The organism is Candidatus Fukatsuia symbiotica, assembly GCF_003122425.1.
In the GTDB taxonomy this organism is placed as follows: Bacteria; Pseudomonadota; Gammaproteobacteria; order Enterobacterales; family Enterobacteriaceae; genus Fukatsuia; species Fukatsuia symbiotica.
Genome location: NZ_CP021661.1, coordinates 1 through 24,723 on the forward strand (window position 1 = coordinate 1; position 24,723 = coordinate 24,723).

Sequence of the window (24,723 nt, forward strand, 5' to 3'; positions counted from 1 at the left end):
ATGCTTTAGCAAAAAGTGAAGTTAGACTATGGGAAGTGGTTACTGTCAATGTGGGGCAGTGGGCTGAAGTACGCCCTTTTGGCACAACCTCTACAGTGCTCCGTGTCTATGAGCGTTCCGGTACTCAAAACTTAAAGCGCTGGGATTGTATTGCAACTAGCGTCATTTTATTGGATGGAAAACCCACTTTCGGTGGCGGTATTTTGCCCTTTTCTCAAGAGCAAGCACAAGACTTTCCGGTTTTTCTAGAGTATGCACATCGTCGGGTAATTGAAGAACTTAAAGAAATTCGCGCTGATGATCAACAATGCTCATGGTCAGACGAAGAGATTAATCTTATGGCTTCCTCTGAGGAGAGTGACCCACTTTCCGAGTTACTCTTTTCGTTCTGGATTTGCGAAACTTATTTAGCACTGACAAAACCCATGCCAACGTTGGTTAATCGTGATGGTCATCTTTTGCAATGGAGCAAAGTTAGGTTTCCGGTTGCACCTGAAAATCAAGATGAGATTGAAAGACGGTTGCATACGGCTCCTCATCTTGATTTTGATAGCAACACGAAAGAATGGCTCTGGTTCGATGGTGAAAAAGATAAAGTTAGGGATTTTGGGACAACCATATTGGGCCAGTTGTCTCTCGTCGACGATTCTTTGATCGCCACTGTCAACTCGGTAGAGCGAGCCGAAACGGTAAAAGCGTATCTCAATGATTTGCTGGGTAAGTTAATTGGTAACCCCCTCTCTGTGCACGAAAATGTTCAATCCATGATGGAAAATTATTCGACAAAAAATTTACCGCCTGCTGAGCCTCTCGATGTTCCTGAATTGATAACCGCGTCATTGGATCAACATTACCGTAAAATACTGGACGAACCGATTCCTGCACTCAATAATCTGACGCCAAGGGAATGTGTTCAAAAGAGTGACCAACAGGTCAACCTGATTCAATGGCTCAAGAGCCTAGAAAATAATACCGCTCGAGCACCCCATATGGCGCATTATGATTTTACATGGATGTGGCAAGAACTGGGCATAGAGGAGGTCTGAGGTGAGTAGACCCCATTTAGCAAAAGTAGGTAACACGTTTAATACCGCCGCTTTTATCCGTCAACTGGCACAGCAGGCACCACCACATTTATCGGGAGGGGATGATGACTATTGCAGAACAGCTTGAAGCAAAAGGGTTTCAGAAAGGCCGCCAGGAAGGTATATTGAAGGGAGAAAAAAAGGCTTCTTTCAAGATTGCTCAACACATGCTGAGCAGTGGTATAGCACGAGATGCTGTAAAGCAATTTACCGGGCTATCCGATGCGATGCGGATTTAAATGAATTATCTTACTTAATACACTGATTTTTCTGGATTCATGTAATGACAGAGCCAAATGAAAAAAAGAAGCGTGAATACAGGTTAGGGAATCCGCTAACTCAGTCGGAGTATAATAAAAGATTTGAAGAAAGAAAAACTAAAGAAAATAAGTCGATAAGGATGTTTGTTCCTTATGAGCTGGCTGAAGATTTTAAGCGATATTGCAAAGGGAATGGACTTACTATGCAAGACACTGTTACCGAATTACTTCGTGAGTTTATGTCTGACAAGAAATGACTTACATTAGGATCTTGACACGTTTGTAACCAAGTGCTAGATTCTTACTCAATATTGGTCGGGTGCTGCCGAAAAGCACCACAGGAAGGGTGAAAACCCAAAAGAAAACCCCGAAATCTGTTTCAACTTTAGCGGGTTAGACACAGAATATCGGGGCGTCAACTAGAACTGCTGGATGAGCTTTTGTTCTAGCAGGGAGTATAGAATGATGTTCAAAAATATTCAACCCCTTGTGCCCGCCATAAGTGTAGGGTGGGGTGACTAGAACAGGTTACATTTCCAATCTCTACCCGGTTTTCACACCGCCTCCGAGTGATAAGCAGCGTCCGGCCTTCATCCGTTATTGTATGCAACGTGCGGCTGAAAAGGATGTGGCGCGCAGCGAACTGCTATACATCGTACAGCCTACTGATCCCAAAACAGGAGACCTCCGGCCTCGTTTCCGTCGTCTTAATGAACATCGAGCGCGTGCCCTGCGGGCGATGGTTCTTGCCATGCTTCATCATTTTAATATTGCTTCCGGCTTAGTGATGGCTTCGGTCGAACAACTGGCGGACGAATGTGGGCTGTCTACCCTGTCGGAAGCGGGTAATAAATCAATTACCCGTGCCTCACGTTTGATCACCGACTTTATGGAGCCGATGGGCTTGGTGATGTGCGAAAAGGTGTGGGATAAACTGATGGCCAGTTATATCCCGAAACTGATTACGCTCACCCCATTGTTCTTTATGTTATTTGAGGTGTCGGCAGAAAAGCTAGCCAGTGCTCAAAATCAGCAAATGGGTTGGATTAACAAAGGGCTGCTAGAGAAAGGGGAGCCTTCTATCACGCTAACGGAAGCCAGCCGGCGGGCGAAAGAGCAGCACATTAAACGGGCGTTTGAGCACCGAAAATCCCGGTACGCTATCAATAAACAGCGCAAGCTTGCCAAAAGTCTGGCTAAACTGGACGAGCAGACGGCCAAACAGGACATTCTTCATAAGCTTGTTAAGCGTTATTCCCTGCTTGAACTCACCGGTATGGGACAAGAAGGTTTGAAAAAGCAAGTCGACATTGAGTATTACCGACTGCGTAAGATTGCCAGTACGCCTCCACCGGACATCCCTGTGCACTAAAGCACGCTTGTCTCCTCAAAAAAATTGCTTACGCCCCTCGCGTAGGTTTCCTCACGTTCCTATCCTGCCATTTCCTTTGATCATCCTTGTTTATGACTGTTCATCCTGTGTGAAAGTGGCGTCATAACCCCATCAAAAGATAAAAAATCGTCGGTGTCCTATCGAAAATGAAGATTATCCACATATAAATGCAAGTCAATTTTGAGATAGATGCTTCTTATGCGATAGATGCAAAATTACTTTTAACTTCTTTAAAAAAAAAAGAAATTAAACGTTAAAAAAACAGTGGATAACATTAACTTCAAAGTAAACACCTTAACCCCAGGGCTTACGCATCAAAATCACCCTCTATTTTTTATCGTTCCTGAATAACAAATGCTCCATATATTCATCATCCCAGCCAGCGCATTTACGTCGTCCACGTAAGCTGGCTTTGTTGGCAGTATCCTTTCGCACGATGTTTAATGCCATTTTGCGCAATAATGCAAAGGTTCGGGTGGCCACTTTGTCACGAACCCGTGAATCATCCTCTCTAAAGGTGACATCAAGCACCCAATGCAGGCTGTTTTCAATGGCCCAGTGTTTTCTAATTGCCGCGATTTGTATTTCTGCTGCATCATTACAGCTACTCAGATAGTAATGCAGCTCGCACGTTGTTTTATGACGGTGATTGATAGAGCGAATATTTTCAATCAGAATAATATTCCGCAGCTCAGGCCAAGCCTGCAATTCCGCCAGCTTATCCACACAGGGTAAAACCCAACCTCGCCGACGAACCCGCCGCCCGTGACTGTCATCAAAGGCATCATAATCAGGTTTGATGGCTGCTGGAACCGCTATACAGGTTGTGTGACAATAATCTACCACCGCTTTATGGCACTTTTTTTGATTACCTTTCAGCGCCAGAATATAGTCGGCCTGTTGAGCAATAATCTTCTGCGCTATGACCCGCTGACAACCCATAGCGTCTAGAGTCACAATGTTCCCTTTAACTGACAGGCTATCTAATAAAACGGGAAGGGCCGCGATTTCATTGGATTTATTTTCCACCGCCCGCTGACCCAGGCTGATACCTTGCTCTGTAGCAAATGCACTGACCATATGAAGGGGTCCTTGCTGTGCTGCTCTATCAAACGAACCGCGGACGGTTTTACCATCGATGGCCACGACTTCTCTATCAATCGGTAAAAAACAATCCTTAACCCACAGAGAAAAGCGTTGTTCGAAGAGGACTGGGTCAATGATACTAAATACTCTGCGGAAAGTATCATGCGAAGGAAGCCCTCCTTCCAAGGTAAGAAATGTGCTCAGCCAGTCTTTTTTCGAGCGACCGTAAAGGGCTATATCAATCCAGGTTTCTGCTCCAGCTATAACAGCACAAACTGCAATAACCAGTACATCAATAAAACGATGCGCTGTCCGTCCTGCGCAACGCGGATCTGGAAATTCCATGAACGATTCAAATAGCTTATTTAACACAATATTATCCAACAAAGGCAATCAATGGATAAATATCAACTAAAACATATTAATTCGCTAGCTTAACTTTTGATGCGTAAGCCCTGGACTTAAGGGTGAGTTGATGCAGGGAGCCAGCGATAAAGCGTGGGAACCGACACGCCAAGATTCTTAGCCACGTCACGAGGGGGTATGCCATTAGCCAGCAATTTTTTTGCAGATTCGATTTTGCTATCAGTCATCTGGCGCTTTCTCCCCCCTTTGCGTCCTAACTGCCTAGCGACTTCCAGTCCTGCGCGAGTTCGCTCAACGGTCAGCTCTCGCTCCATCTCTGCTAAACTGGCCATAACGTGAAAAAAGAACCGACCAGAAGCTGTTCCTGTATCGATGGCATCAGTAAGGCTTTTAAACTGGATGTTTTGTTTATGCAATTCACCCACTAAATCAACCAAATTTTTAACACTACGACCCAGCCTATCCAGTTTCCATACAACGAGCGTGTCACCTTCACGTAGTATTTCTAGTGCTTTGACAAGACCAGGCCGCTCAGCTCGGCTACCACTAATCTTATCGTCGAAGATTTTTTTGCAACCTGCTTTGGTTAACGCTTCAATCTGAAGAGCAAGATTTTGATCTTGGGTTGATACGCGAGCGTAGCCAACTAACATATTAGTGTTTTTGTTGCAATGGCAGTACACGCAAGCGTGTCCGGTTTGTGTCTACAGTGAGCAATGCGCCTGCTTCCAATTCTGAGGCCATCTGGTTTAGAGCAGCGACAATCTGCTTACCAATTACATCAGGGCTGATATCAAAGGTACGGATTTGGACAACGCTAGGTTTTTCACCGTGGGTCGCTGCAAGGATGGCACTAAAATCCAAATCGTGGGTGAGTACTATGTAATCATTCGTTCCGGCGTAGGCCATGATTTCTAAATCCGATGCATTATTCTCCCCTAGCGTTGACCAGTGAACAGCTTCAATACCTGCAGCGGCCAACACGTTGCTCCAGCGTGGAGATAAGTTCATATCTATCAGTAATTTCATGCGTTTGCTAACATCACTTCACGTTCTTCAGACAACCATGCTGCATAGCGAAGCGCCTGCATAATGTCTTCACGTTCGAGATAAGGGTAATCGGCGAGAATTTCATCAATATTGTGTCCAGCACCAATTTGCCCCACGACCATACCTACCGTCACACGCATGCCACGAATACAGGCTTTGCCACCCATTACATTAGGCTCCTGGGTAATGCGATTGAGTTGTCCCACGCTCTTCTCCTTATTATCGAAACTCATTGTCATGGTAGGTATTTAAGAATACTATTTCAAGAACTATTTATGAGAACGGTAACGTATTGATTTTACATACCACGCGAGTGATGTGATAAGACTTATCAAAAACCTCCGTTTGCAGGGCTTACGCATCAAAAGTTAAGCTAGCGAATTAATATGTTTTAGTTGATATTTATCCATTGATTGCCTTTGTTGGATAATATTGTGTTAAATAAGCTATTTGAATCGTTCATGGAATTTCCAGATCCGCGTTGCGCAGGACGGACAGCGCATCGTTTTATTGATGTACTGGTTATTGCAGTTTGTGCTGTTATAGCTGGAGCAGAAACCTGGATTGATATAGCCCTTTACGGTCGCTCGAAAAAAGACTGGCTGAGCACATTTCTTACCTTGGAAGGAGGGCTTCCTTCGCATGATACTTTCCGCAGAGTATTTAGTATCATTGACCCAGTCCTCTTCGAACAACGCTTTTCTCTGTGGGTTAAGGATTGTTTTTTACCGATTGATAGAGAAGTCGTGGCCATCGATGGTAAAACCGTCCGCGGTTCGTTTGATAGAGCAGCACAGCAAGGACCCCTTCATATGGTCAGTGCATTTGCTACAGAGCAAGGTATCAGCCTGGGTCAGCGGGCGGTGGAAAATAAATCCAATGAAATCGCGGCCCTTCCCGTTTTATTAGATAGCCTGTCAGTTAAAGGGAACATTGTGACTCTAGACGCTATGGGTTGTCAGCGGGTCATAGCGCAGAAGATTATTGCTCAACAGGCCGACTATATTCTGGCGCTGAAAGGTAATCAAAAAAAGTGCCATAAAGCGGTGGTAGATTATTGTCACACAACCTGTATAGCGGTTCCAGCAGCCATCAAACCTGATTATGATGCCTTTGATGACAGTCACGGGCGGCGGGTTCGTCGGCGAGGTTGGGTTTTACCCTGTGTGGATAAGCTGGCGGAATTGCAGGCTTGGCCTGAGCTGCGGAATATTATTCTGATTGAAAATATTCGCTCTATCAATCACCGTCATAAAACAACGTGCGAGCTGCATTACTATCTGAGTAGCTGTAATGATGCAGCAGAAATACAAATCGCGGCAATTAGAAAACACTGGGCCATTGAAAACAGCCTGCATTGGGTGCTTGATGTCACCTTTAGAGAGGATGATTCACGGGTTCGTGACAAAGTGGCCACCCGAACCTTTGCATTATTGCGCAAAATGGCATTAAACATCGTGCGAAAGGATACTGCCAACAAAGCCAGCTTACGTGGACGACGTAAATGCGCTGGCTGGGATGATGAATATATGGAGCATTTGTTATTCAGGAACGATAAAAAATAGAGGGTGATTTTGATGCGTAAGCCCTGGGGTTAAGGTGTTTACTTTGAAGTTAATGTTATCCACTGTTTTTTTAACGTTTAATTTCTTTTTTTTTTAAAGAAGTTAAAAGTAATTTTGCATCTATCGCATAAGAAGCATCTATCTCAAAATTGACTTGCATTTATATGTGGATAATCTTCATTTTCGATAGGACACCGACGATTTTTTATCTTTTGATGGGGTTATGACGCCACTTTCACACAGGATGAACAGTCATAAACAAGGATGATCAAAGGAAATGGCAGGATAGGAACGTGAGGAAACCTACGCGAGGGGCGTAAGCAATTTTTTTGAGGAGACAAGCGTGCTTTAGTGCACAGGGATGTCCGGTGGAGGCGTACTGGCAATCTTACGCAGTCGGTAATACTCAATGTCGACTTGCTTTTTCAAACCTTCTTGTCCCATACCGGTGAGTTCAAGCAGGGAATAACGCTTAACAAGCTTATGAAGAATGTCCTGTTTGGCCGTCTGCTCGTCCAGTTTAGCCAGACTTTTGGCAAGCTTGCGCTGTTTATTGATAGCGTACCGGGATTTTCGGTGCTCAAACGCCCGTTTAATGTGCTGCTCTTTCGCCCGCCGGCTGGCTTCCGTTAGCGTGATAGAAGGCTCCCCTTTCTCTAGCAGCCCTTTGTTAATCCAACCCATTTGCTGATTTTGAGCACTGGCTAGCTTTTCTGCCGACACCTCAAATAACATAAAGAACAATGGGGTGAGCGTAATCAGTTTCGGGATATAACTGGCCATCAGTTTATCCCACACCTTTTCGCACATCACCAAGCCCATCGGCTCCATAAAGTCGGTGATCAAACGTGAGGCACGGGTAATTGATTTATTACCCGCTTCCGACAGGGTAGACAGCCCACATTCGTCCGCCAGTTGTTCGACCGAAGCCATCACTAAGCCGGAAGCAATATTAAAATGATGAAGCATGGCAAGAACCATCGCCCGCAGGGCACGCGCTCGATGTTCATTAAGACGACGGAAACGAGGCCGGAGGTCTCCTGTTTTGGGATCAGTAGGCTGTACGATGTATAGCAGTTCGCTGCGCGCCACATCCTTTTCAGCCGCACGTTGCATACAATAACGGATGAAGGCCGGACGCTGCTTATCACTCGGAGGCGGTGTGAAAACCGGGTAGAGATTGGAAATGTAACCTGTTCTAGTCACCCCACCCTACACTTATGGCGGGCACAAGGGGTTGAATATTTTTGAACATCATTCTATACTCCCTGCTAGAACAAAAGCTCATCCAGCAGTTCTAGTTGACGCCCCGATATTCTGTGTCTAACCCGCTAAAGTTGAAACAGATTTCGGGGTTTTCTTTTGGGTTTTCACCCTTCCTGTGGTGCTTTTCGGCAGCACCCGACCAATATTGAGTAAGAATCTAGCACTTGGTTACAAACGTGTCAAGATCCTAATGTAAGTCATTTCTTGTCAGACATAAACTCACGAAGTAATTCGGTAACAGTGTCTTGCATAGTAAGTCCATTCCCTTTGCAATATCGCTTAAAATCTTCAGCCAGCTCATAAGGAACAAACATCCTTATCGACTTATTTTCTTTAGTTTTTCTTTCTTCAAATCTTTTATTATACTCCGACTGAGTTAGCGGATTCCCTAACCTGTATTCACGCTTCTTTTTTTCATTTGGCTCTGTCATTACATGAATCCAGAAAAATCAGTGTATTAAGTAAGATAATTCATTTAAATCCGCATCGCATCGGATAGCCCGGTAAATTGCTTTACAGCATCTCGTGCTATACCACTGCTCAGCATGTGTTGAGCAATCTTGAAAGAAGCCTTTTTTTCTCCCTTCAATATACCTTCCTGGCGGCCTTTCTGAAACCCTTTTGCTTCAAGCTGTTCTGCAATAGTCATCATCCCCTCCCGATAAATGTGGTGGTGCCTGCTGTGCCAGTTGACGGATAAAAGCGGCGGTATTAAACGTGTTACCTACTTTTGCTAAATGGGGTCTACTCACCTCAGACCTCCTCTATGCCCAGTTCTTGCCACATCCATGTAAAATCATAATGCGCCATATGGGGTGCTCGAGCGGTATTATTTTCTAGGCTCTTGAGCCATTGAATCAGGTTGACCTGTTGGTCACTCTTTTGAACACATTCCCTTGGCGTCAGATTATTGAGTGCAGGAATCGGTTCGTCCAGTATTTTACGGTAATGTTGATCCAATGACGCGGTTATCAATTCAGGAACATCGAGAGGCTCAGCAGGCGGTAAATTTTTTGTCGAATAATTTTCCATCATGGATTGAACATTTTCGTGCACAGAGAGGGGGTTACCAATTAACTTACCCAGCAAATCATTGAGATACGCTTTTACCGTTTCGGCTCGCTCTACCGAGTTGACAGTGGCGATCAAAGAATCGTCGACGAGAGACAACTGGCCCAATATGGTTGTCCCAAAATCCCTAACTTTATCTTTTTCACCATCGAACCAGAGCCATTCTTTCGTGTTGCTATCAAAATCAAGATGAGGAGCCGTATGCAACCGTCTTTCAATCTCATCTTGATTTTCAGGTGCAACCGGAAACCTAACTTTGCTCCATTGCAAAAGATGACCATCACGATTAACCAACGTTGGCATGGGTTTTGTCAGTGCTAAATAAGTTTCGCAAATCCAGAACGAAAAGAGTAACTCGGAAAGTGGGTCACTCTCCTCAGAGGAAGCCATAAGATTAATCTCTTCGTCTGACCATGAGCATTGTTGATCATCAGCGCGAATTTCTTTAAGTTCTTCAATTACCCGACGATGTGCATACTCTAGAAAAACCGGAAAGTCTTGTGCTTGCTCTTGAGAAAAGGGCAAAATACCGCCACCGAAAGTGGGTTTTCCATCCAATAAAATGACGCTAGTTGCAATACAATCCCAGCGCTTTAAGTTTTGAGTACCGGAACGCTCATAGACACGGAGCACTGTAGAGGTTGTGCCAAAAGGGCGTACTTCAGCCCACTGCCCCACATTGACAGTAACCACTTCCCATAGTCTAACTTCACTTTTTGCTAAAGCATTGAGATAACGCGTTGCGTAAGGTGTTTCTCTCCAGCCACGACGTTTGACATAGTCCTCTATCATGCAGAACTTTTCATTATTCCAACAACTCGTTGCAAACAACTCGAAGAGATAACTAAAGGCCATCCCCAAATAGCCCTCTCCTAATGTTTCAATCAATTCACTGACAGAAATATCAACACCGTTAGCTGCATCCATCAATATATCATCAAAAAATTGTTTTTTTCTCTCTGACCACAGTGCTTCTTCAGCGTATTTCATCAAGTGAACGATGGCTTTATCGAGCTCTTTTTGTTGTTTACGTGTACTCATATGAAAATAGAATTACCTGTATCTATTACTAAGGAGGGCATTTTGGTTTTAGTGATCTTTGGGAACCTCAATCACCTCATCAGCAAGGCCTTGAGCTAACATCTCCATCAATTTGGCAAATCGATAAAACCCATCGTATTGCTGGCATATATAATCCATTTGTCGTTTTGACGTGCTGTCTAGAATACGCTTGAAGGCACCCATATAGTCATAGCAGGTACTTAGTAGTTGCTCATCACCCACTTCCGATAGAGGAAACTTCGCAGCATAATCGTCGATAAGCTTAATCATGTGTCGTTGTTCTGCACTTAAATCTATCACTGACATTTTTTCACTATTATTTTATTATTGAGCGCACTCAGAGGCAGGTGCCAACAGTTATAGAGTTAGGAAGAAAAAACCATTAAGTCCAGCTCGTGGGCATTCTACTAAAAGTTTTAGTGGAAACGCGGACAGAACCAACCTGCATTATGACTCCTTAACTAAAGAAGTGAAATCTGACCATTGTTCAACGCGGAATGAACGTATATACCCGTGATCAATGAAGATGCTTGATTTTGAAGTCGATAAGGATCATGCTCATAGCCATGAAAATAGAGCTGACTGCTGACCAGAAAATTACCCTCGAAGCCCAACATCGTCAAAGCCATGACCGCCGTGTCTGTGACAGGATCCGGTGTGTTTTGTTGTCCGCAGACGGCTGGACTCCCCCTATGATTGCTCACTCACAGCTCATTAATGAAACCACGGTGCGGCGCCACCTTACAGACTATCATAAACTCAACAAGCTCAAGCCTGAAAATGGCGGCTCCGATGGCTATCTCAATGCGGAACAGACCACGTCGCTGGTTGAACATCTCACCCAGCAGCTCTACCACCACAATCACCAAATTGTGGCCTATATCGCTGGACGCTGGAACATCACCTTTACCGTATCAGGTCTGTATAAAGGGTTGAAGCAACATGGCTTTAGCTATAAAAAGCCGAAAGGTGTTCCGCATAAATTTGACGTTGAGAAACAGCAGCAATTTATAAAGACCTACAGCGAATTGAAAGACGCCGCGGGTAATGACCCCATACTGTTTATTGATGCCGTTCATCCGACACAAGCCACCCAAATAAGCTACGGCTGGATACGAAAAGGCCAGGATAAAACGATAGAGACCACCGGGAGCAGAACGCGGTTGAATATCATGGGAGCCTTGAACATCCAGAATGTGGCTAACCTCATAATCCGTGATGATGAGACGATTAACAGCGAAAATGTGGTTCACTTCCTGTCTGCCATTCGCGCGCATTATCCCATCACGACAACGGCACATGTGATCCTCGATGGTGCAGGCTATCACCGTTCACAGCTTGTGCAAGACGCCGCGCTTACGTTGAATATCCAGCTTCATTACCTTCCGCCGTATAGCCCGAATCTAAACCCGATAGAGCGATTGTGGAAGGTGATGAATGAGCAAACACGAAACAATAGATATTACCCATCTAAACAGAGTTTTAAGAACGATATCTTAAACTTCTTTGAGGTGAAGCTACCACAAATGGCAAGTTCTCTGGTATCTCGCTTAACCGATAATTTCCAGGCGCTAAATCCTGCATCTTGATTTCACTTGGGTATATCCCGTACCGAGGGAGGAAACCAAGCCAGTTTTTTCAATGCGTCAATGGTTCGAAACAGATTAGCCATGTCTTCATTATCAGTCACGTACAAGCTACCTTGAACACGGTTAAACCCGTAAATGTGAAGAAGGGCACCGATGATAGCAAACATCAGTGCACCACCGGATCTTGTTCGGCACGAGAAAAACGGTACTCGACCTTTTCACCCGTTTCCGCAATTTGAATAAGTAGCAACCAGTCATTGTCGCCGACAGGACGAAGGGGGATCACAATCTTATAAGCAGGCCCCAGTTGACCAAATTGACGGTATTGACCGAGCATTTCAGGTAACGGAAAAGGTTCTGTGCGCATAGTGCCTCCGGGAAATTATAACAACTCACGATACAGTAAGTAATTGATAATTTAATTTCAAGAAATGTTTTTCAATTATATACTGAGCATCAGCTCCTTTAAGCCACATCTGGGCCATCATAATGGTAATCGTCGGTGGGGTGTTGTGGTGCAACAGGCTTTCCCGGATGTTGTTCACGCTCCCCGTCAAGTGATGAGCCTTCCCAAATGCGGCGCTGAGTGGATTTCTCTACGGTAGAGCCCTCTTTCAACATTTCTGTCCATCGCACCTCCTCAACACCCTTATCCTCGAATTTTACCCGCTCGCCCTGTTTTAGACCGCTAACCGCATCTTGCAGACCAACACCCCACAGAGTGCGGATTTTGCCATCTTCTGTCTTGAGCTTCACAAAGTAGCTGTCATCCCGCTCATCTGCCGGCTTGTTCATATCAGGCTTGAATTTATACGGGGCAGAACCATACTCAAGCAATACACCTTCATGCACTTTAGCCATAAAGGTAAACGGTTTGGATTCAGCCTGGCGGGTTAGCGCCGGTGTCGATTTATCCTTTGCTTCACTACCTTTCTCATCAGGATGGATATCTGGCAATTTGTCAGGGGTGGCTGATGCCGGCATACCTGACTGTTCAATGCGCTGCCCTTCCTGCGCTATCGCCAGTTCTGCCTTGCGTTCCTCAAACTGCTGGTTCAGCATCTTATCGGTAAAGTGCACGTCTAGGTTATTCCTAACCGCCACCTCAATCACCTGTTTCCTGAATTCATCACTACCTTTGATTGTGAGTGTACTGCCAAATTTCTCTTTCGCCAGTGCTAGGGCAACGGCCACCGCAGAATCGGTCATCCCCCCTTTGCGCACCGCAATGGCATTACCGGTATCAACAAACAACGTACGGTCTGTCTTTTTATCCAAGTAATGCACATTTTTGCTGAGTTTAGCACGCTTGGTATAAAGATCACGGGTTGAAATGATCCGCTGACGATCACGGATACGCTTTTCAGCTAAGTGTTCGCTCAAGTTTTTAATCAGTCGTGCGAAACGCTCCCTGGCCGGGGGAATCGCTTTTTCTTCTGGCGACGCATTACTGATGGAGTTATTAGGGATCCGCTTTTCTTTCATCAGCTGGCGAATATCAGCACTGCCCATGGCTGGACTCTCCTGTTTAAAGGGAATAGCAGGCTGTTTGATAGCGTGGTGTGCTTTCAAACGCTCGAACGTTAATATGGATATATATTGCGTCTTTTCATGACGGGTTAATCGGTCGTCACCTAGGATAGCGCGACGGGCAATAAAGAACTGCGTGTCAACGGTGCGTATCTCTCGCCGGTGTTCAGGTAATAGCTGATGCTGCTCATGCTGACGCAGAAAATAAGCCGCCACGAAAGAGGCGTTTTTATCCCGCTTTGGCATCACGCGATGAAGGGGATTCACCGTATTGGATTTTAAGGGTCTATCAGAGGAGCCAAAAAGTCGCTGCCCTCGCTGCTGTATCTGTTCCAGCGTAGCTACCCGTTGTGGATTACGGGCATAAGGCGGAAGGTTCAACGTTCCGGCGTATCCTTCTCCCATTCCATCCCTGATTCGGTAACCGCGTCGTCGGATGACGTCTTCGACAGTTGGGACGCCAGGAAGGGCGGTAAACCGGTCGAAGTGGTGTTTCCCAGGGTTTCCTCTTCTTTCTCCGGCTGGTAAATGATGTCGCAATCCAGCACTTCTTCCTGATTCTGGCTGTCCCAGGTGAAAATATGCATCACCCGGCAAAAACACCGTATTTTGGGCGTGTTCACTGCTCCGGTCAGTTGCCACATCGCAGCCGGACACACTTTGCACGCCATCGGTAATCTCGGTAATTCCTCTTCTTTCAGTTTCAACAGCACTTCGCTGATTATCTCTTTGCCATTCGGCAGGGTGTAACTCATAGCGCCCCCTGTATTTGTCATAAAAGTCCGCCTGGCGTTGCGCCAGTAAGTTTATTTTTTCATCCTGTGTTGCTGACTTATAAAGAGTCCTGAAGCTTTTCCCTGCTTTGCTCACATACTTAATTTCTTTAGCTCGCTGAGGCCACTGACTAAGACGCTCCCGAATAAGATTTTTATCCAGCGGTAGTTTCTTAATTTCACGGCGAACAACAAATTCGTCCTGAAATATTGTTTCTTTCAGGTTTGTAAACTTCGCATCACCAGGGAGTTTAACCGCAATATATTCATTTTCTTTACCTTCATTACGAATTCGACTTTCACCAAACGTCGCTACATGTGAATAAAATCCCTCGCGAGTATAAATACCCTTATCAATCACATCTGCAACCAGCTGTTTTTTGAACTCTCTATTCTTGCTACGGAAGTCATCACCTTTATAACGAGAAAGGACATCAGCAACATTAGTCGGGTCAACCCGAATATGTTCTCTGGGGGATTCAAGTTTATACTTCTGATTAATGTACTCCTGGAACGCTTCAAAGTATTTTACGTTTGAGTCATACATCCCGCGTGGATTCATTTCCCTATCAGACAACAAGTTTTTTCGTGGAATGAAAACATGAATATGTGGCTTCCTTGCCATCATTACACCTGTCTTTTTATCCTTTATTTCTTTTAACTTCGTAAGGTGAGCTTCCGCATAGAAATTATATTCATCATCTTTATAGGCATACATCAAAAATTGCTTAAATTCTTTTGTTATTGAGAATAAATCATCATTAGACACTTCATCTTCTCTAAAAGAGATGACAAAAGTAGTATAACGCTCCTGCCCTTTATCTGGTATCTGCTGATAAATCATCTGAGTTAAGTCAAGGTCACCGTCAATAATAACTCTCTCGTCTAACTCTTCACGCGTATAAGCACGGCTGTTTTTCTGTCCTTCCTCCAGATACTCTTTACCACCATCATTATAGCCATCCGGCCTAATCAGCATCTTTTACCCCCGAAAGCAAAAGCTCTCTGATATCGATCAGCGCATTAGCGACGGATTTATAAAGTCGCTCCGAAACTTTTTCAGATAAATGAGCACTATTTAATTGGTATGCAATCTGGTTAATGTTATTACTGGATTTGTTATAATAGAATATTAGCTGCTTCAAGTTTTTGGTAGGAGAGGATTTTACGGTTAAATTAACATTTGAGTTTAAAAAAATCTCGCGGAAGAATTCCGACCTTTTCATATTTGAAGAGGCTAGTTTCTCTTCAAACTGCGCAAAGTCTTCTTGGGAAAGACGAAAGGCAACAACTTTATCCTTATTCTTTTTTTCTGTCATATGACACCTCCAATGACAACCAACTACGACACCGCTAGGTCACGCCGAGCGCCAGTGGGGTTTCAAAGGGGGCACCCCTTTGGCACGGACGATTTTACAAGCGGCTACGCCCCTTGTAAAATCGTCCGTGCCTAATAAAAATAATTACTAATTTTATCATCACACATTAATCATACAAAAATCACCATAAAATAGTAAAAAAATACATATTTCATACACTTTATATACATATATAAGATTTTAAACTTGACAATCATACATTTTTCAGACATTATTCATACAAACACCATAGAAAGAAGCTAGGAATGAATGATTCGATAAAAAACCAGATAAAAGAGCTAATATCTCTGCTTAATGATCCTCATATAAAAAGCAAACAAGCTGCATTCAATGCCTGCTTTGAGCAGCTTACGCGAGCTAAGGAATTGGCTTCATGGGAAACTATCGCAGCGATAATAAATACCGAGACAGGAATTGTATTTGATGCAAAAACCGCATCAAATATGTATGGACGCACAAAGAAAAAATATTCAAATGAAAAAGTATCCATAAAATCCAAAATTGTTAACCTTATAAATAAAAATAACGATTTTGAATCTACTAAAATAGACAACAACGAAACGTATCAAAATCAAAAAAGACAGGTTTCAAACCCTGATGAGCTACGAAAAATTCGATCACGCACTATTGATTTAGATGAATTAAAAAACGGAGATTAATATGAAAATTGCAGTCTTAAATTATACCGGTACTGTAGGAAAAACAACCATTGCGGCTCATTTGTTGTCACCACGTATGAATAATTCACCCATCTTTGCTATTGAGTCAATTAATGAAACAGCAGAAGGATTAGGCGTCGATGTTGAAAAAATGAAAGGTAACAAATTTAGAGATCTATTTAAAAAAATAATGTTAGAAGACAATGCCATCATTGATATTGGCGCTTCAAATATTGAAGATTTTATGAATAACATGATTAAGTTTGATAACTCACATGAAGAAATTGACTTTTTCGTTGTGCCAGTAACTGGCGGAACAAAAGAACAAAAAGAGTCTATATCCATGTTAGATTCTTTAGCAGCAATAGGTATACCTCCTAATAAAATTAGAGTTATTTTCAACCGTGTTGATAGCGATGTTATTGAAGAGTTTCCTTTTATAATGGGTTTCTACAAAAAAGAAAAATCATTCATTGCTGATCCTAAGTGTGCAATTTGGGAAAACGAGCTATTCGATGCATTATCTGTGAAAGGACTTACTGTTGATGCTTTAATGAAAGATCAAACTGACTATAAATCGTTATTAAAATCAAAAAAAGAAGCGTCAGAAAAAGATCGTAACCATTGGGCTGATATGTTTGGGCTAAAAGCATTGTCAAAAAGCGTCAAACGAAATCTTGATGATGTGTATTTAGAATTATTCAAATAAGGTTAAGTTATGAATAAAGAAAGTATCTCTCCAAGAACCGCTCGTGATGCGCTTATTATTGAGCTTTTGGGCGATGTAGGTAGTATCCATGACGAAATCAAAGAACTACCAAATGTACTTAAAGCGTCTCTTTCCGAATCATTAAAAATAATAGCTACTGCCGTAGAAGATGCTGAGAAAACTGCTGAAAAACTGAAAGAAGAAACAAAAACAGCCTTAGCCTCCTTATCCCGGTCTGAGTTAAATCAAGCACAGGAGAAGATTGGCGATCTGGTTAAAAGTAGTGTGGATGAAGCGGTAAAAAAATCATTATCAGGCGCTCAAGCAGAAATTCAGATGCTTGAAGAAAGCGTTCACTCTGTCACAGTCAGCACCAGAAAACATAATCCTGCAATTATGAACTACGTTTTAGCCATGGTAATGACGGTAATGATTGTGACTATGCTTTTTTCGACTATTTATCTGTGGGGCGAGGTGCAGGAAGCCAGAAATGTAGCAAGACACACCGAGCGTACTTTAGATATGGCTGGTAGCGCTATGGATAAACTACCTGAAAAATACAAACAGCAAATCAGAGATGAAATAGAAAAAATCAGATCTAAATAAAACACAGACAGTGAAACCGCATTTCCCACCCCACCACAAGCCAACCGTGGTGATGTGATTAATTAATATTAGTGTATAACATTACACATTGTTATTTTTTAACTGAGGGACGTCCCGGTTTGGGACTGGCGATCTCTGCTTGCCGTATCAGCTGATTTCTGCTGTCTTCATCCAACCTTTCAAGAGCTGCAAGACTGGCACGGAGAACACTCACGCGCCGGGAACTTGCCTCATCTGAGAACCGGTCAAAAAGCGCGATATCATCATCGGTGAGTGGAAAATTTACCCTTGTGATAATCGTGCCAGATACTGGCCTCATGCTGGCTTCGCTAACAAAAGATTTTAGCGTTTTGCTAGTATTAATATTGTTCAGCTTAGGGCTTTTCTTCAGTTTCATTTTAACCCCAAAAATAGTATATAACATTACACACTATATGTTTATTTATATAATACCCAGCTCTGCAAGCAACAAATCCAGCTCACCACGGGCTTTATTACTCAGCTTGTCGTTGTATTCATAAACTGACAGCGCGTTATTGTAAGCCCGCTTGTGTGCCGTTCTCTGGTAGATCCGTTGGTGGGCTACCCGCAGCCAGTCCTTGTCGTCATTCATCATCTTATAGAAGGTGCTAGCATCCCGGTCGCGAGGATCGGTTGGGCATCGATTCATGACAATGAATGCTTTCAGCCCTAAATTGATAGACGATTGAACCCATTTTACATCAACAACCATTTCACCAAGAGTGTTAACTTCAATTTGTGCGGTAGGGTCTACCAGTGAAATAAACAGGTCGGCTACAGACAGACACTTTCGAAATTCAGGTGATTTACGCCCTGGGGCATCTATTAGCACGATATTATTTTTTTTTGCCAGTCGCAGGGCTGTTTCCCGAATGTTGGTGTAGCACTCGTGATAATCGAAATCCGGCGGTATCTTTTTTTCCCGTCGTTCATCGATCCACATCTTTATACTGCGCTGATCATCGCACTCAAGCAATACAACCTTCTTGCCTTTCAGCAATAAACACATCAGCACATTGATGAATTGTGTTGATTTCCCTACACCACCTTTATGACTGCCAATCAGAATAATCATGACGCCCAACATTAATATATAATATTACACACTGTATTTTAATATAGTGAATTCTGCACATTTCTTCCTACAAAAATAACCTCATATAAAATAAAAAAAACAGAAAAAAATAAAATATAGTATGTAATATTATACACTATTAATAAGTGTTAACCAATTTACGTATTCCTGAAGAATAAGCGTCGGTATTGGATTTTCTGTTTTTGGATAAATATCAACATTAATGACCGCTAACGCGCCTTCGGCTTGTTGAATGCCTGTTTTTTTCTGAACAAGTTCAGAAAAAAACAGGCATTTCCGTTTCTTTTGATGAAAATGATGAGTTTTATTTTCTCCATTGTCACTTAAAAGAAAATTCCACTTTTCCTTCACCATTCAACCGTAGCAGGGCATCAAAGGATTTACCCGCTTTGCTCCTAAAGCCTTTAATAACACCCGTTTTCCCCTTCATCAACAGGGCTTCAATCTGTGTCGCCGTTAGCGTCTTTCCGGCTATCTTCGGAAAAAGACGGAATGGACAGGCTTTACAACCCATAACCTTGGATGAGGTGAACAAAGGCTTTCCGCACATCGGACAATATGCTTTTGTATCTGTATTATCGGCAGAGACTGACTGAACGGTGCCAAGATCAACGTTATTGACTTGAGCCGCGATAAAATGCTCTAACTCGTTCAGGAATGCATCAACGGTTAACTCACCGGACTCGATCATCTTTTGCTGCTCATGCCACAACGCAGTCATATCCGGCGTGGAAGCAATCGATGGTAGCGCCGCAATCAATCCCAGTCCCAACGGAGTAGGCATAAGCTTTTTCTTTTCCACGGTGTAGAAACCCCGTTTTTGCAACGTTGCTAGCATCGAAGCGCGAGTGGCCGGTGTACCGATACCCCCATGCTCTCCTGCCTTTCCCTCATCTCGTGCCAAGAGCAGTTGCTTGATACGCGGATCGCTGACATATTTAGCCACCCTTTGCAGATCCTTCAGCAAGGTGGCTTCACTATAAAGCGGCAGCGGTTTGGTTTTTTCTTTGCTAATATTAACTGCCTCACACCGGCCAGTATCACCGACATGTAATGTCGCCAAGATAGAAAAAGTGCCACCCACCTCTTCTGTGTTATCTCCGTCATTGTCCTGACTGGCCGAAATTAATGTTGTCCAACCCGCTAGGGTGAGTTTTGTAGCGCGTGCGATAAACCCCCTGCCCTCAACATCAAACATCACTTGAGCTGCCTGATAGCATTTTTCTGGTAGGAATTGCGCCAGATATTGCTTCACAATTGCCAGATACACCACTCTCTCATCAGCGGTCATGCTGTTAACATCAACCCGTTCTGCGGTGGGAATGATGGCTGTGTGGGCGGAAACCTTGCTGTCGTCGAATGCCCGGCTTTTGCGTTGGGTATCAGACTGACCGAATGCATCAGCTAGCTCCGGCAGTAATGAAGAAAGAGCCGCCAGTGTCTCCGACGCTTCAGCATATTGCTCACTGGACAAATAGTTGCAATCAGAACGATTGTAGGTGATCGCCTTGTGTTTTTCACGCAAGGATTGTGTGACCGCCAGCGCTTTTTCGGCATCAATACCGTGCTGCCGGCTCATTTGCACCTGTAAATCCAACAGAGAGAAGGGCAGGGGAGCAGGAGTTTGTTTATCTTCAACGCTCGCCTGCGTTACCGTGGCAACCTTTCCCTGACAAGCATTCGCCACATTGAGCGACCATTGCTCATCGATGATCCGACCTTTGTTATCAACCGGTGCATCCTCCGGCACAACCAGTTTTGCCAAAACCGTACCGGCATCTAGCATCATCTGCGCGGAAACATTGAAGTAGCTAGCGGCAGCGTGGTTTTTGAATGCCAGATAGCGGTTGACAATCAGCCCCAGAATCGGGGTTTGCACGCGCCCTACAGACAACACGCTTTTCAGTCCTTTATTTTGGCTGGCCAACGTGTAAGCACGGGTCATGTTAAAACCATAGAGTTGATCGCCAATGCTTCTCGCCAACGCCTTTTGTGACAAGCCGTAGAATTCCTGGTTATCACGCAGATTTGCCAATGCTTTGCGGGCGGCATTGACATTAAGATCGTTAATCAGCACCCGTTTCACTGGGCATGTATTGTTGAAGAACCACAACACTTCATCGACTAATAATTGACCTTCGTCATCCGGATCACCCGCATGAACAATTTCATCAGCCTGCTTGATGAGTTCGCCTATCGTATCGAGTTGATCTTGGGTAGCAGGCTTCGCCACATACTGCGGCGGGCGAAGTTTCAGCGGCAAATCTGTGGCTGTCCATTTGGCATAGCGGGGGTGGTGTGCCTCTGGTGGGGCAAGTTCCAGCAGATGCCCAACACACCAGGTCACGATGTTCTGTCCGCATTCTATATAGCCGTTTTTACGGCGCGGGTGTCCCAAGGCATCGGCAATAACCTGGCCGAGTTGCGGTTTTTCGGCGATATAAAGTGTTTTCAATTTTGCTCATCCTTATAAAATTTTTGCTAGTTATACCATTTCAGATATAATTGATTCATGATTACACAAGAAAAACAGCTCATCTGGATTGGAAGCAGCAAAAAAGACTTGATGGCGCTCCCTACCAACGTGCGAAAATTCTTCGGTCATGCCCTGGATTTCGCCCAACGCGGCGATCAGCACGACACGGCGAAAGTAATGAAAGGGTTCGGTGGGGCAGGTGTTTTAGAAATCATTGAAAAGGATCTCGGTGGCACTTATCGCGCTGTCTACACTGTGAAGTTTGAAGAAGCGGTGTTCGTTCTGCATTGCTTCCAAAAAAAGAGCAAAAGTGGGATTGCTACGCCAAAAGAGGACATGAATATCATTCACGCCCGCCTTAAGGTAGCAGCAGCGTTTGCAAAGAGGTTACTAAATAATGACAAAACAAATAATTGAAGGCATTGAGGTCGAAATCTGTTCCAGCAACATTTTTGCCGATATGGGTTTGCCAAATGCGAGCAAGTTAAAGATCAAGTCTGGTCTGGTAGTTGAAATCACCAAAGCTATACGTAAGCTGGATCTTACTCAACAGGAGGCAGCGAGCCGTATGGGTATTACGCAGTCAAAAGTTTCCGGCATGTTGAGGGGAGATTTCTCCAACCTCTCTGAGCGCAAGCTAATGAACTGCTTGAATCGGCTTGGTTACGATATTGAAATAAAAGTGAAACCGGCGGCAGCATCTCTTGGGCATGTAATCCTTGCTGTCGCTTAATGCGTGTCTCCCGTACATACCGCAAGACAAAGGGGGGACATTCCCTTATTTTTATATACACTCACCTCGGCTTGCCCTTTCAATAATTACCTCTCTATTACCACTTAACAAATCACGGTATTTGCGATACACCTTTTTGGCGTACTTCAGTCTGTTTTTTTCATTTCCCTGTTTAAAACCAGCGTTATAAGCGCCGACAGACGTCCAGTTAACGCCATGACGGGAGAGGTTTTTTGCGAGAATATAGGCACCGACATACAAATTTTGGCAGGCGTTGTTGAGCAGTGTTTTTCTTGTGATACCAAAAGAGTGGCTTAATTGGGGCAACCAAGAAGAATTAATTTGCATCAGGCCAATATCTTCTGTTTTTACCACGCCGTTCTTTTTGTTAAGTCCGATAGCCTTGGGATTCATGCTACTTTCTACCTCCGCTATCGCTATCAGTAATAGCGGATCGATTTGATACATTTTTCCTGCTGCTAAAAAACAAAAAGCTTTGCCGCTAAAGGGAGTAAATAAAATCATAATTAGCAATAAAAGAGAGAAGGGGAGTTTCATGTGCTTACCAAAGAATTAAATCACGCCGCAGATTAAGAATGAAAAAAGCATAAAGGGAATAAAGGGTAAATTTTTTTTACCCAAGACTGACCCATACAATAATGCCAGTAAAATGGAAGCGCCTGCGACCACGACAACGGAGGCGTTATCCAACCATAACCCCATTGATAGCGCGATATAGATATCACCGGCGGCAAAGACAAAAACGCCACATTTTATCCAACTGGCACCGTTAATTAATATAAAGGGAATAACAAAAAATAACGCTGAAATGATCGCATCCTCTGGCGATTCTCCCAGCCGCCCTGATGCGGCACAATAGACGCTGTACCCACTTAACAAAAAAAGTAAACTGTCCGGTACCCAACGCCGGACGATATCGATATAGCTGGCTATCGCCAGCAAAAAAATAAAAAGGGATAACTCAATTTCTTCTGAGTGAAAAAAATAAAACAACGGGGCAACATTAAGCAACAGGATTGCAGCCCTAAAATTAACCGGGGTGGTTGTTTCTGCTGCTGTTTTGATTTCTTTATGTTGTGCCAGGATATTTCGTTCAACCCGAGCGACAATGTTTGGCAGATAAACCGCCATCATCAAGGCGCTTAGCGACGACAATAAAAATAACAGGAAAATATTCATCTTAAATACACGATGTAATCTTTGGGAATAAATGACGGTTTACTGATTGCCTCCGTCGGCGTGATTAACTGGCGGGCATTGGTCACTCCCAGTCGGGACGAGTTTTCCGTTGCCATCATTAACGATTGATAGAGACTGGGTTTGCTGGGCATATAAACATAACCGATTCCATGATGGATAGACGTCTTTATCTCAGGATTTTTCGCTAACCAACGGGGTAAGGGCAGTTGAGTCGTTACTGCGCCAGTATACAAGGGATGATTTTTTTTGAATGTCGCCAAACTGTCTGCGTAAAGTATAAAGGTCGTGGTTAACAGATTGTCCGCTACCTGTGATGTCACCTCAGCGTCTTTTTCCTTTATAACATTCAATAAATGCGACCCCAGAAAAATAAAAAAAACCACTAACACGCTATTGAGATTAAGCACAATATTTCCCCATTATCCAACAAGGTCTCGAATAACACGTTAATTACACGCGGTGGCAGACCAGGTTTGCGAGTAAACCATGTGGCATTTCTCCCAATTCACACAGCTCTCGCAGGAAGGGTGAGTGACCCCCGCCCAGCCCGTCTGTAAGTGACAATAGTTACCATGATTACTACCGCCTGCCTGAGTCCAGTAGCGTGCTATCGGGATTTTATTTGCCGGACAAGCGGGGTTGGTGCCATGAACAATGTCCATTTTTCCACTCGCGCCCCATACACCGGATTGACAAGACAAGGCGGCTCCCGTTTTATCCCGGCTCAGTAAACCATTCTCGTTACATTTGGCTCCCGCCACCGAGATGTTATCGAGTTTCACATAGCCGCCCCGCACAATGCCCTCGGTGTAAATCGATTTGCCATTAAAGGCTTTGATCCAGATTTTATCGTTCATATGCCAGCCCCCTTCCCCTTTTTCAGAATACCAGCCTTTATCCCCCTTGGTGATTAACCAGCCGTCCGTTGTGATATCGCCTTTAGCTAAAAGGGTTTTGGCGGTGGTGATAGCACCGTCAGCATGGAGGTTGCCATTAATGTGAGCCGCCCTGGTGGCATGCAATGTTTTGGTTTTTACTGTGTTGGCATTGAGGGCATTAACTTCATCAACGTTATTCCTGCCCATATTGAGTGCTGTTCTCATGGTATTTAATTCGCCTTGACCCGGCACCGCGTGGCGATACAAATAATCGTTTTTTCCTGCGCCCTGTGAAAAAAAACCGGCAATCACCACCTTGCCATCACCGGGGTTATAGCCGCCGAAGGTGGAAAGATTTTCCGTCCAGCCGCCCATCACGCCTTTTGCGACGGTGCCTTCAACGTAACCGCCGCTGCCACCAATCCGGGTCGCTATTTTTCGAGCTGCACTGAGACTGAGCGGGGCACCATCGGCCAGAAAAATCATATGATGAAATTTCAAGGCGCTAGGTTGATAAATTCGCGTGTGATAACGACTGGAAAAATTATTGGCCGCGGAAAAACCCGCTGGTAAATAACCCGCCTTAATCAGCATCGGCACATCGAGGATATAGGGGGAGGTCGCGGTAGCATGTTTTCCGATCATCAAAGCGTTGTCAGTAATGTATTTGTTAGTGGCTTTTTCTACTCGCCGGGCATGGCTGGCCGCGGTGCTGTATTGCTGATCTTTGTTAAACGCATACACCAGGGGTGCCACGATAAGCGCAAAGCAAAGCAGTCCGACACCCAAGCCGGTGGAAGCATCGGAGATGTGCCAGATGCCTTTTTTTAAATATTTCATTATGTTGTC

34 protein-coding genes are annotated in these 24,723 nt (G+C 44.1%); 12 read left to right on the plus strand and 22 right to left on the minus strand.

Going from position 1 to position 24,723, the window contains the following annotated elements:
* From CCS41_RS14500 to repA (CCS41_RS14510), 5 genes are all read left to right on the plus strand, one after another.
* A partial coding sequence (locus CCS41_RS14500) for a hypothetical protein (RefSeq protein ID WP_119797894.1) occupies positions 1-1,046 on the plus strand: 1,046 nt, incomplete at its 5' end.
* A gap of 1 nt (position 1,047) precedes the next feature.
* The gene (locus CCS41_RS17330) at positions 1,048-1,173 is read left to right on the plus strand and encodes a hypothetical protein (RefSeq protein ID WP_275887700.1); all 126 of its coding nucleotides are present in this window, start codon (positions 1,048-1,050) and stop codon (positions 1,171-1,173) included.
* Entirely contained in the window at positions 1,148-1,324 is a 177-nt protein-coding gene (locus CCS41_RS15800; RefSeq protein ID WP_162860125.1) for a hypothetical protein, read from the plus strand. The genes CCS41_RS17330 and CCS41_RS15800 overlap by 26 nt, the downstream gene beginning before the upstream one ends.
* Positions 1,325-1,368: 44 nt before the next feature.
* Positions 1,369-1,602, plus strand: a complete 234-nt coding sequence (locus tag CCS41_RS14505) for a RepB family protein (RefSeq protein ID WP_119797895.1) — start codon at positions 1,369-1,371, stop codon at positions 1,600-1,602.
* 257 nt (positions 1,603-1,859) lie between these two features.
* Complete coding sequence (gene repA, locus CCS41_RS14510; protein WP_119797896.1) at positions 1,860-2,717, plus strand: plasmid replication initiator RepA; 858 nt, start codon at positions 1,860-1,862, stop codon at positions 2,715-2,717.
* Positions 2,718-3,065: 348 nt separating this feature from the next.
* Here the strand turns inward: repA (CCS41_RS14510) and CCS41_RS14515 are convergent, their stop codons facing one another.
* From CCS41_RS14515 to CCS41_RS14530, 4 genes are all read right to left on the minus strand, one after another.
* Complete coding sequence (locus CCS41_RS14515; protein ID WP_119797760.1) at positions 3,066-4,169, minus strand: ISAs1 family transposase; 1,104 nt, start codon at positions 4,167-4,169, stop codon at positions 3,066-3,068.
* A 116-nt stretch (positions 4,170-4,285) separates the two neighbouring features.
* Positions 4,286-4,843: a recombinase family protein gene (locus tag CCS41_RS14520; RefSeq protein ID WP_119797897.1), complete on the minus strand. Its 558-nt coding sequence runs from the start codon at positions 4,841-4,843 to the stop codon at positions 4,286-4,288.
* Between the two features lies 1 nt (position 4,844).
* Positions 4,845-5,219: a DUF5615 family PIN-like protein gene (locus CCS41_RS14525; protein WP_119797898.1), complete on the minus strand. Its 375-nt coding sequence runs from the start codon at positions 5,217-5,219 to the stop codon at positions 4,845-4,847.
* On the minus strand, positions 5,216-5,446 hold the full coding sequence (locus CCS41_RS14530) for a DUF433 domain-containing protein (protein ID WP_119797899.1): 231 nt from the start codon (positions 5,444-5,446) through the stop codon (positions 5,216-5,218). The genes CCS41_RS14525 and CCS41_RS14530 overlap by 4 nt, the downstream gene beginning before the upstream one ends.
* Positions 5,447-5,701: 255 nt before the next feature.
* Here CCS41_RS14530 and CCS41_RS14535 point away from each other — a divergent pair, with 255 nt between their 5' ends.
* On the plus strand, positions 5,702-6,805 hold the full coding sequence (locus CCS41_RS14535; RefSeq protein ID WP_119797760.1) for an ISAs1 family transposase: 1,104 nt from the start codon (positions 5,702-5,704) through the stop codon (positions 6,803-6,805).
* Between the two features lie 348 nt (positions 6,806-7,153).
* On the opposite strand, the gene repA (CCS41_RS14540) is transcribed toward CCS41_RS14535, so the two are convergent.
* The 6 genes from repA (CCS41_RS14540) to CCS41_RS14555 form a co-directional block, all read right to left on the minus strand.
* Entirely contained in the window at positions 7,154-8,011 is an 858-nt protein-coding gene (repA, locus tag CCS41_RS14540) for a plasmid replication initiator RepA (protein ID WP_119797896.1), read from the minus strand.
* 257 nt (positions 8,012-8,268) lie between these two features.
* The gene (locus CCS41_RS14545) at positions 8,269-8,502 is read right to left on the minus strand and encodes a RepB family protein (protein WP_119797895.1); all 234 of its coding nucleotides are present in this window, start codon (positions 8,500-8,502) and stop codon (positions 8,269-8,271) included.
* Positions 8,503-8,546: 44 nt separating this feature from the next.
* A complete protein-coding gene (locus CCS41_RS15805; protein WP_162860125.1) occupies positions 8,547-8,723 on the minus strand; it encodes a hypothetical protein in 177 nt (58 codons plus the stop codon).
* Positions 8,698-8,823 (minus strand): hypothetical protein, encoded by a 126-nt coding sequence (locus tag CCS41_RS17335; RefSeq protein WP_275887700.1) that lies wholly within the window; start codon positions 8,821-8,823, stop codon positions 8,698-8,700. The genes CCS41_RS15805 and CCS41_RS17335 overlap by 26 nt, the downstream gene beginning before the upstream one ends.
* Position 8,824: 1 nt before the next feature.
* Positions 8,825-10,183 carry a hypothetical protein gene (locus CCS41_RS14550; protein WP_119797900.1) on the minus strand — a complete coding sequence of 453 codons (1,359 nt, stop codon included), beginning with the start codon at positions 10,181-10,183 and terminating at the stop codon, positions 8,825-8,827.
* A gap of 48 nt (positions 10,184-10,231) precedes the next feature.
* A complete protein-coding gene (locus tag CCS41_RS14555) occupies positions 10,232-10,504 on the minus strand; it encodes an arylsulfatase regulator (RefSeq protein WP_119797975.1) in 273 nt (90 codons plus the stop codon).
* A gap of 266 nt (positions 10,505-10,770) precedes the next feature.
* Between CCS41_RS14555 and CCS41_RS14560 the strand changes: the two genes are divergently transcribed.
* Positions 10,771-11,793 (plus strand): IS630 family transposase, encoded by a 1,023-nt coding sequence (locus CCS41_RS14560; RefSeq protein WP_119797901.1) that lies wholly within the window; start codon positions 10,771-10,773, stop codon positions 11,791-11,793.
* A gap of 2 nt (positions 11,794-11,795) precedes the next feature.
* Here the strand turns inward: CCS41_RS14560 and CCS41_RS14565 are convergent, their stop codons facing one another.
* The 4 genes from CCS41_RS14565 to CCS41_RS14580 form a co-directional block, all read right to left on the minus strand.
* Entirely contained in the window at positions 11,796-11,960 is a 165-nt protein-coding gene (locus CCS41_RS14565; RefSeq protein WP_323586515.1) for a hypothetical protein, read from the minus strand.
* On the minus strand, positions 11,960-12,160 hold the full coding sequence (locus tag CCS41_RS14570) for a DUF5397 family protein (RefSeq protein WP_119797902.1): 201 nt from the start codon (positions 12,158-12,160) through the stop codon (positions 11,960-11,962). Before CCS41_RS14570 ends, CCS41_RS14565 begins: the two co-directional genes overlap by 1 nt.
* 98 nt (positions 12,161-12,258) lie before the next feature.
* Positions 12,259-15,075, minus strand: a complete 2,817-nt coding sequence (locus CCS41_RS17860) for an LPD7 domain-containing protein (RefSeq protein WP_162860126.1) — start codon at positions 15,073-15,075, stop codon at positions 12,259-12,261.
* Positions 15,065-15,415: a plasmid mobilization protein gene (locus CCS41_RS14580; RefSeq protein WP_119797903.1), complete on the minus strand. Its 351-nt coding sequence runs from the start codon at positions 15,413-15,415 to the stop codon at positions 15,065-15,067. Before CCS41_RS14580 ends, CCS41_RS17860 begins: the two co-directional genes overlap by 11 nt.
* Before the next feature lie 305 nt (positions 15,416-15,720).
* Between CCS41_RS14580 and CCS41_RS14585 the strand changes: the two genes are divergently transcribed.
* The 3 genes from CCS41_RS14585 to CCS41_RS14595 are packed head-to-tail and all read left to right on the plus strand — an operon-like array spanning position 15,721 to position 17,449.
* A complete protein-coding gene (locus CCS41_RS14585; RefSeq protein WP_119797904.1) occupies positions 15,721-16,134 on the plus strand; it encodes a hypothetical protein in 414 nt (137 codons plus the stop codon).
* Between the two features lies 1 nt (position 16,135).
* Complete coding sequence (gene stbB / locus CCS41_RS14590) at positions 16,136-16,843, plus strand: StbB family protein (RefSeq protein ID WP_119797905.1); 708 nt, start codon at positions 16,136-16,138, stop codon at positions 16,841-16,843.
* Between the two features lie 9 nt (positions 16,844-16,852).
* Entirely contained in the window at positions 16,853-17,449 is a 597-nt protein-coding gene (locus tag CCS41_RS14595; protein WP_119797906.1) for a hypothetical protein, read from the plus strand.
* A 91-nt stretch (positions 17,450-17,540) separates the two neighbouring features.
* Here CCS41_RS14595 and CCS41_RS14600 read toward each other — a convergent pair whose 3' ends face one another.
* The 4 genes from CCS41_RS14600 to CCS41_RS14615 form a co-directional block, all read right to left on the minus strand.
* Positions 17,541-17,846 carry a hypothetical protein gene (locus CCS41_RS14600; RefSeq protein WP_119797907.1) on the minus strand — a complete coding sequence of 102 codons (306 nt, stop codon included), beginning with the start codon at positions 17,844-17,846 and terminating at the stop codon, positions 17,541-17,543.
* A 45-nt stretch (positions 17,847-17,891) separates the two neighbouring features.
* Complete coding sequence (locus tag CCS41_RS14605) at positions 17,892-18,557, minus strand: division plane positioning ATPase MipZ (RefSeq protein WP_240313941.1); 666 nt, start codon at positions 18,555-18,557, stop codon at positions 17,892-17,894.
* Positions 18,558-18,674: 117 nt separating this feature from the next.
* Positions 18,675-18,920, minus strand: coding sequence for a hypothetical protein (locus CCS41_RS14610; RefSeq protein WP_119797909.1), 246 nt, complete (start codon positions 18,918-18,920; stop codon positions 18,675-18,677).
* Positions 18,886-21,021 (minus strand): type IA DNA topoisomerase, encoded by a 2,136-nt coding sequence (locus CCS41_RS14615; protein ID WP_119797910.1) that lies wholly within the window; start codon positions 21,019-21,021, stop codon positions 18,886-18,888. Before CCS41_RS14615 ends, CCS41_RS14610 begins: the two co-directional genes overlap by 35 nt.
* A 57-nt stretch (positions 21,022-21,078) precedes the next feature.
* Here CCS41_RS14615 and CCS41_RS14620 point away from each other — a divergent pair, with 57 nt between their 5' ends.
* Positions 21,079-21,459 (plus strand): type II toxin-antitoxin system RelE/ParE family toxin, encoded by a 381-nt coding sequence (locus CCS41_RS14620; protein WP_119797911.1) that lies wholly within the window; start codon positions 21,079-21,081, stop codon positions 21,457-21,459.
* Positions 21,440-21,775, plus strand: a complete 336-nt coding sequence (locus tag CCS41_RS14625; RefSeq protein ID WP_119797912.1) for a helix-turn-helix domain-containing protein — start codon at positions 21,440-21,442, stop codon at positions 21,773-21,775. Before CCS41_RS14620 ends, CCS41_RS14625 begins: the two co-directional genes overlap by 20 nt.
* Positions 21,776-21,826: 51 nt before the next feature.
* Here the strand turns inward: CCS41_RS14625 and CCS41_RS14630 are convergent, their stop codons facing one another.
* The 4 genes from CCS41_RS14630 to pilV are packed head-to-tail and all read right to left on the minus strand — an operon-like array spanning position 21,827 to position 24,714.
* Positions 21,827-22,333, minus strand: a complete 507-nt coding sequence (locus tag CCS41_RS14630; RefSeq protein WP_119797913.1) for a lytic transglycosylase domain-containing protein — start codon at positions 22,331-22,333, stop codon at positions 21,827-21,829.
* 15 nt (positions 22,334-22,348) lie between these two features.
* The gene (locus CCS41_RS14635; RefSeq protein WP_119797914.1) at positions 22,349-22,975 is read right to left on the minus strand and encodes a prepilin peptidase; all 627 of its coding nucleotides are present in this window, start codon (positions 22,973-22,975) and stop codon (positions 22,349-22,351) included.
* Positions 22,972-23,403: a type IV pilus biogenesis protein PilM gene (pilM, locus tag CCS41_RS14640; RefSeq protein ID WP_119797915.1), complete on the minus strand. Its 432-nt coding sequence runs from the start codon at positions 23,401-23,403 to the stop codon at positions 22,972-22,974. Before pilM ends, CCS41_RS14635 begins: the two co-directional genes overlap by 4 nt.
* A gap of 39 nt (positions 23,404-23,442) precedes the next feature.
* On the minus strand, positions 23,443-24,714 hold the full coding sequence (gene pilV, locus CCS41_RS14645; protein ID WP_119797916.1) for a shufflon system plasmid conjugative transfer pilus tip adhesin PilV: 1,272 nt from the start codon (positions 24,712-24,714) through the stop codon (positions 23,443-23,445).
* Between the last annotated feature and the right edge of the window lie 9 nt (positions 24,715-24,723).

Excerpts from the sequence above, each read along its gene's own strand:
- CCS41_RS15800 (WP_162860125.1), top strand. The coding sequence starts at position 1,148 with ATGATGACTATTGCAGAACAGCTTGAAGCAAAAGGGTTTCAGAAAGGC.
- CCS41_RS14505 (WP_119797895.1), top strand. The coding sequence starts at position 1,369 with ATGACAGAGCCAAATGAAAAAAAGAAGCGTGAATACAGGTTAGGGAAT.
- CCS41_RS14515 (WP_119797760.1), bottom strand. The coding sequence starts at position 4,169 with ATGGAATTTCCAGATCCGCGTTGCGCAGGACGGACAGCGCATCGTTTT.
- CCS41_RS14520 (WP_119797897.1), bottom strand. The coding sequence starts at position 4,843 with ATGTTAGTTGGCTACGCTCGCGTATCAACCCAAGATCAAAATCTTGCT.
- CCS41_RS14525 (WP_119797898.1), bottom strand. The coding sequence starts at position 5,219 with ATGAAATTACTGATAGATATGAACTTATCTCCACGCTGGAGCAACGTG.
- CCS41_RS14535 (WP_119797760.1), top strand. The coding sequence starts at position 5,702 with ATGGAATTTCCAGATCCGCGTTGCGCAGGACGGACAGCGCATCGTTTT.
- CCS41_RS14545 (WP_119797895.1), bottom strand. The coding sequence starts at position 8,502 with ATGACAGAGCCAAATGAAAAAAAGAAGCGTGAATACAGGTTAGGGAAT.
- CCS41_RS15805 (WP_162860125.1), bottom strand. The coding sequence starts at position 8,723 with ATGATGACTATTGCAGAACAGCTTGAAGCAAAAGGGTTTCAGAAAGGC.
- CCS41_RS14550 (WP_119797900.1), bottom strand. The coding sequence starts at position 10,183 with ATGAGTACACGTAAACAACAAAAAGAGCTCGATAAAGCCATCGTTCAC.
- CCS41_RS14560 (WP_119797901.1), top strand. The coding sequence starts at position 10,771 with ATGAAAATAGAGCTGACTGCTGACCAGAAAATTACCCTCGAAGCCCAA.
- CCS41_RS14565 (WP_323586515.1), bottom strand. The coding sequence starts at position 11,960 with ATGTTTGCTATCATCGGTGCCCTTCTTCACATTTACGGGTTTAACCGT.
- CCS41_RS14570 (WP_119797902.1), bottom strand. The coding sequence starts at position 12,160 with ATGCGCACAGAACCTTTTCCGTTACCTGAAATGCTCGGTCAATACCGT.
- CCS41_RS17860 (WP_162860126.1), bottom strand. The coding sequence starts at position 15,075 with ATGCTGATTAGGCCGGATGGCTATAATGATGGTGGTAAAGAGTATCTG.
- CCS41_RS14580 (WP_119797903.1), bottom strand. The coding sequence starts at position 15,415 with ATGACAGAAAAAAAGAATAAGGATAAAGTTGTTGCCTTTCGTCTTTCC.
- CCS41_RS14585 (WP_119797904.1), top strand. The coding sequence starts at position 15,721 with ATGAATGATTCGATAAAAAACCAGATAAAAGAGCTAATATCTCTGCTT.
- stbB (WP_119797905.1), top strand. The coding sequence starts at position 16,136 with ATGAAAATTGCAGTCTTAAATTATACCGGTACTGTAGGAAAAACAACC.
- CCS41_RS14595 (WP_119797906.1), top strand. The coding sequence starts at position 16,853 with ATGAATAAAGAAAGTATCTCTCCAAGAACCGCTCGTGATGCGCTTATT.
- CCS41_RS14600 (WP_119797907.1), bottom strand. The coding sequence starts at position 17,846 with ATGAAACTGAAGAAAAGCCCTAAGCTGAACAATATTAATACTAGCAAA.
- CCS41_RS14605 (WP_240313941.1), bottom strand. The coding sequence starts at position 18,557 with ATGTTGGGCGTCATGATTATTCTGATTGGCAGTCATAAAGGTGGTGTA.
- CCS41_RS14610 (WP_119797909.1), bottom strand. The coding sequence starts at position 18,920 with ATGGTGAAGGAAAAGTGGAATTTTCTTTTAAGTGACAATGGAGAAAAT.
- CCS41_RS14620 (WP_119797911.1), top strand. The coding sequence starts at position 21,079 with ATGATTACACAAGAAAAACAGCTCATCTGGATTGGAAGCAGCAAAAAA.
- CCS41_RS14625 (WP_119797912.1), top strand. The coding sequence starts at position 21,440 with ATGACAAAACAAATAATTGAAGGCATTGAGGTCGAAATCTGTTCCAGC.
- CCS41_RS14630 (WP_119797913.1), bottom strand. The coding sequence starts at position 22,333 with ATGAAACTCCCCTTCTCTCTTTTATTGCTAATTATGATTTTATTTACT.
- CCS41_RS14635 (WP_119797914.1), bottom strand. The coding sequence starts at position 22,975 with ATGAATATTTTCCTGTTATTTTTATTGTCGTCGCTAAGCGCCTTGATG.
- pilV (WP_119797916.1), bottom strand. The coding sequence starts at position 24,714 with ATGAAATATTTAAAAAAAGGCATCTGGCACATCTCCGATGCTTCCACC.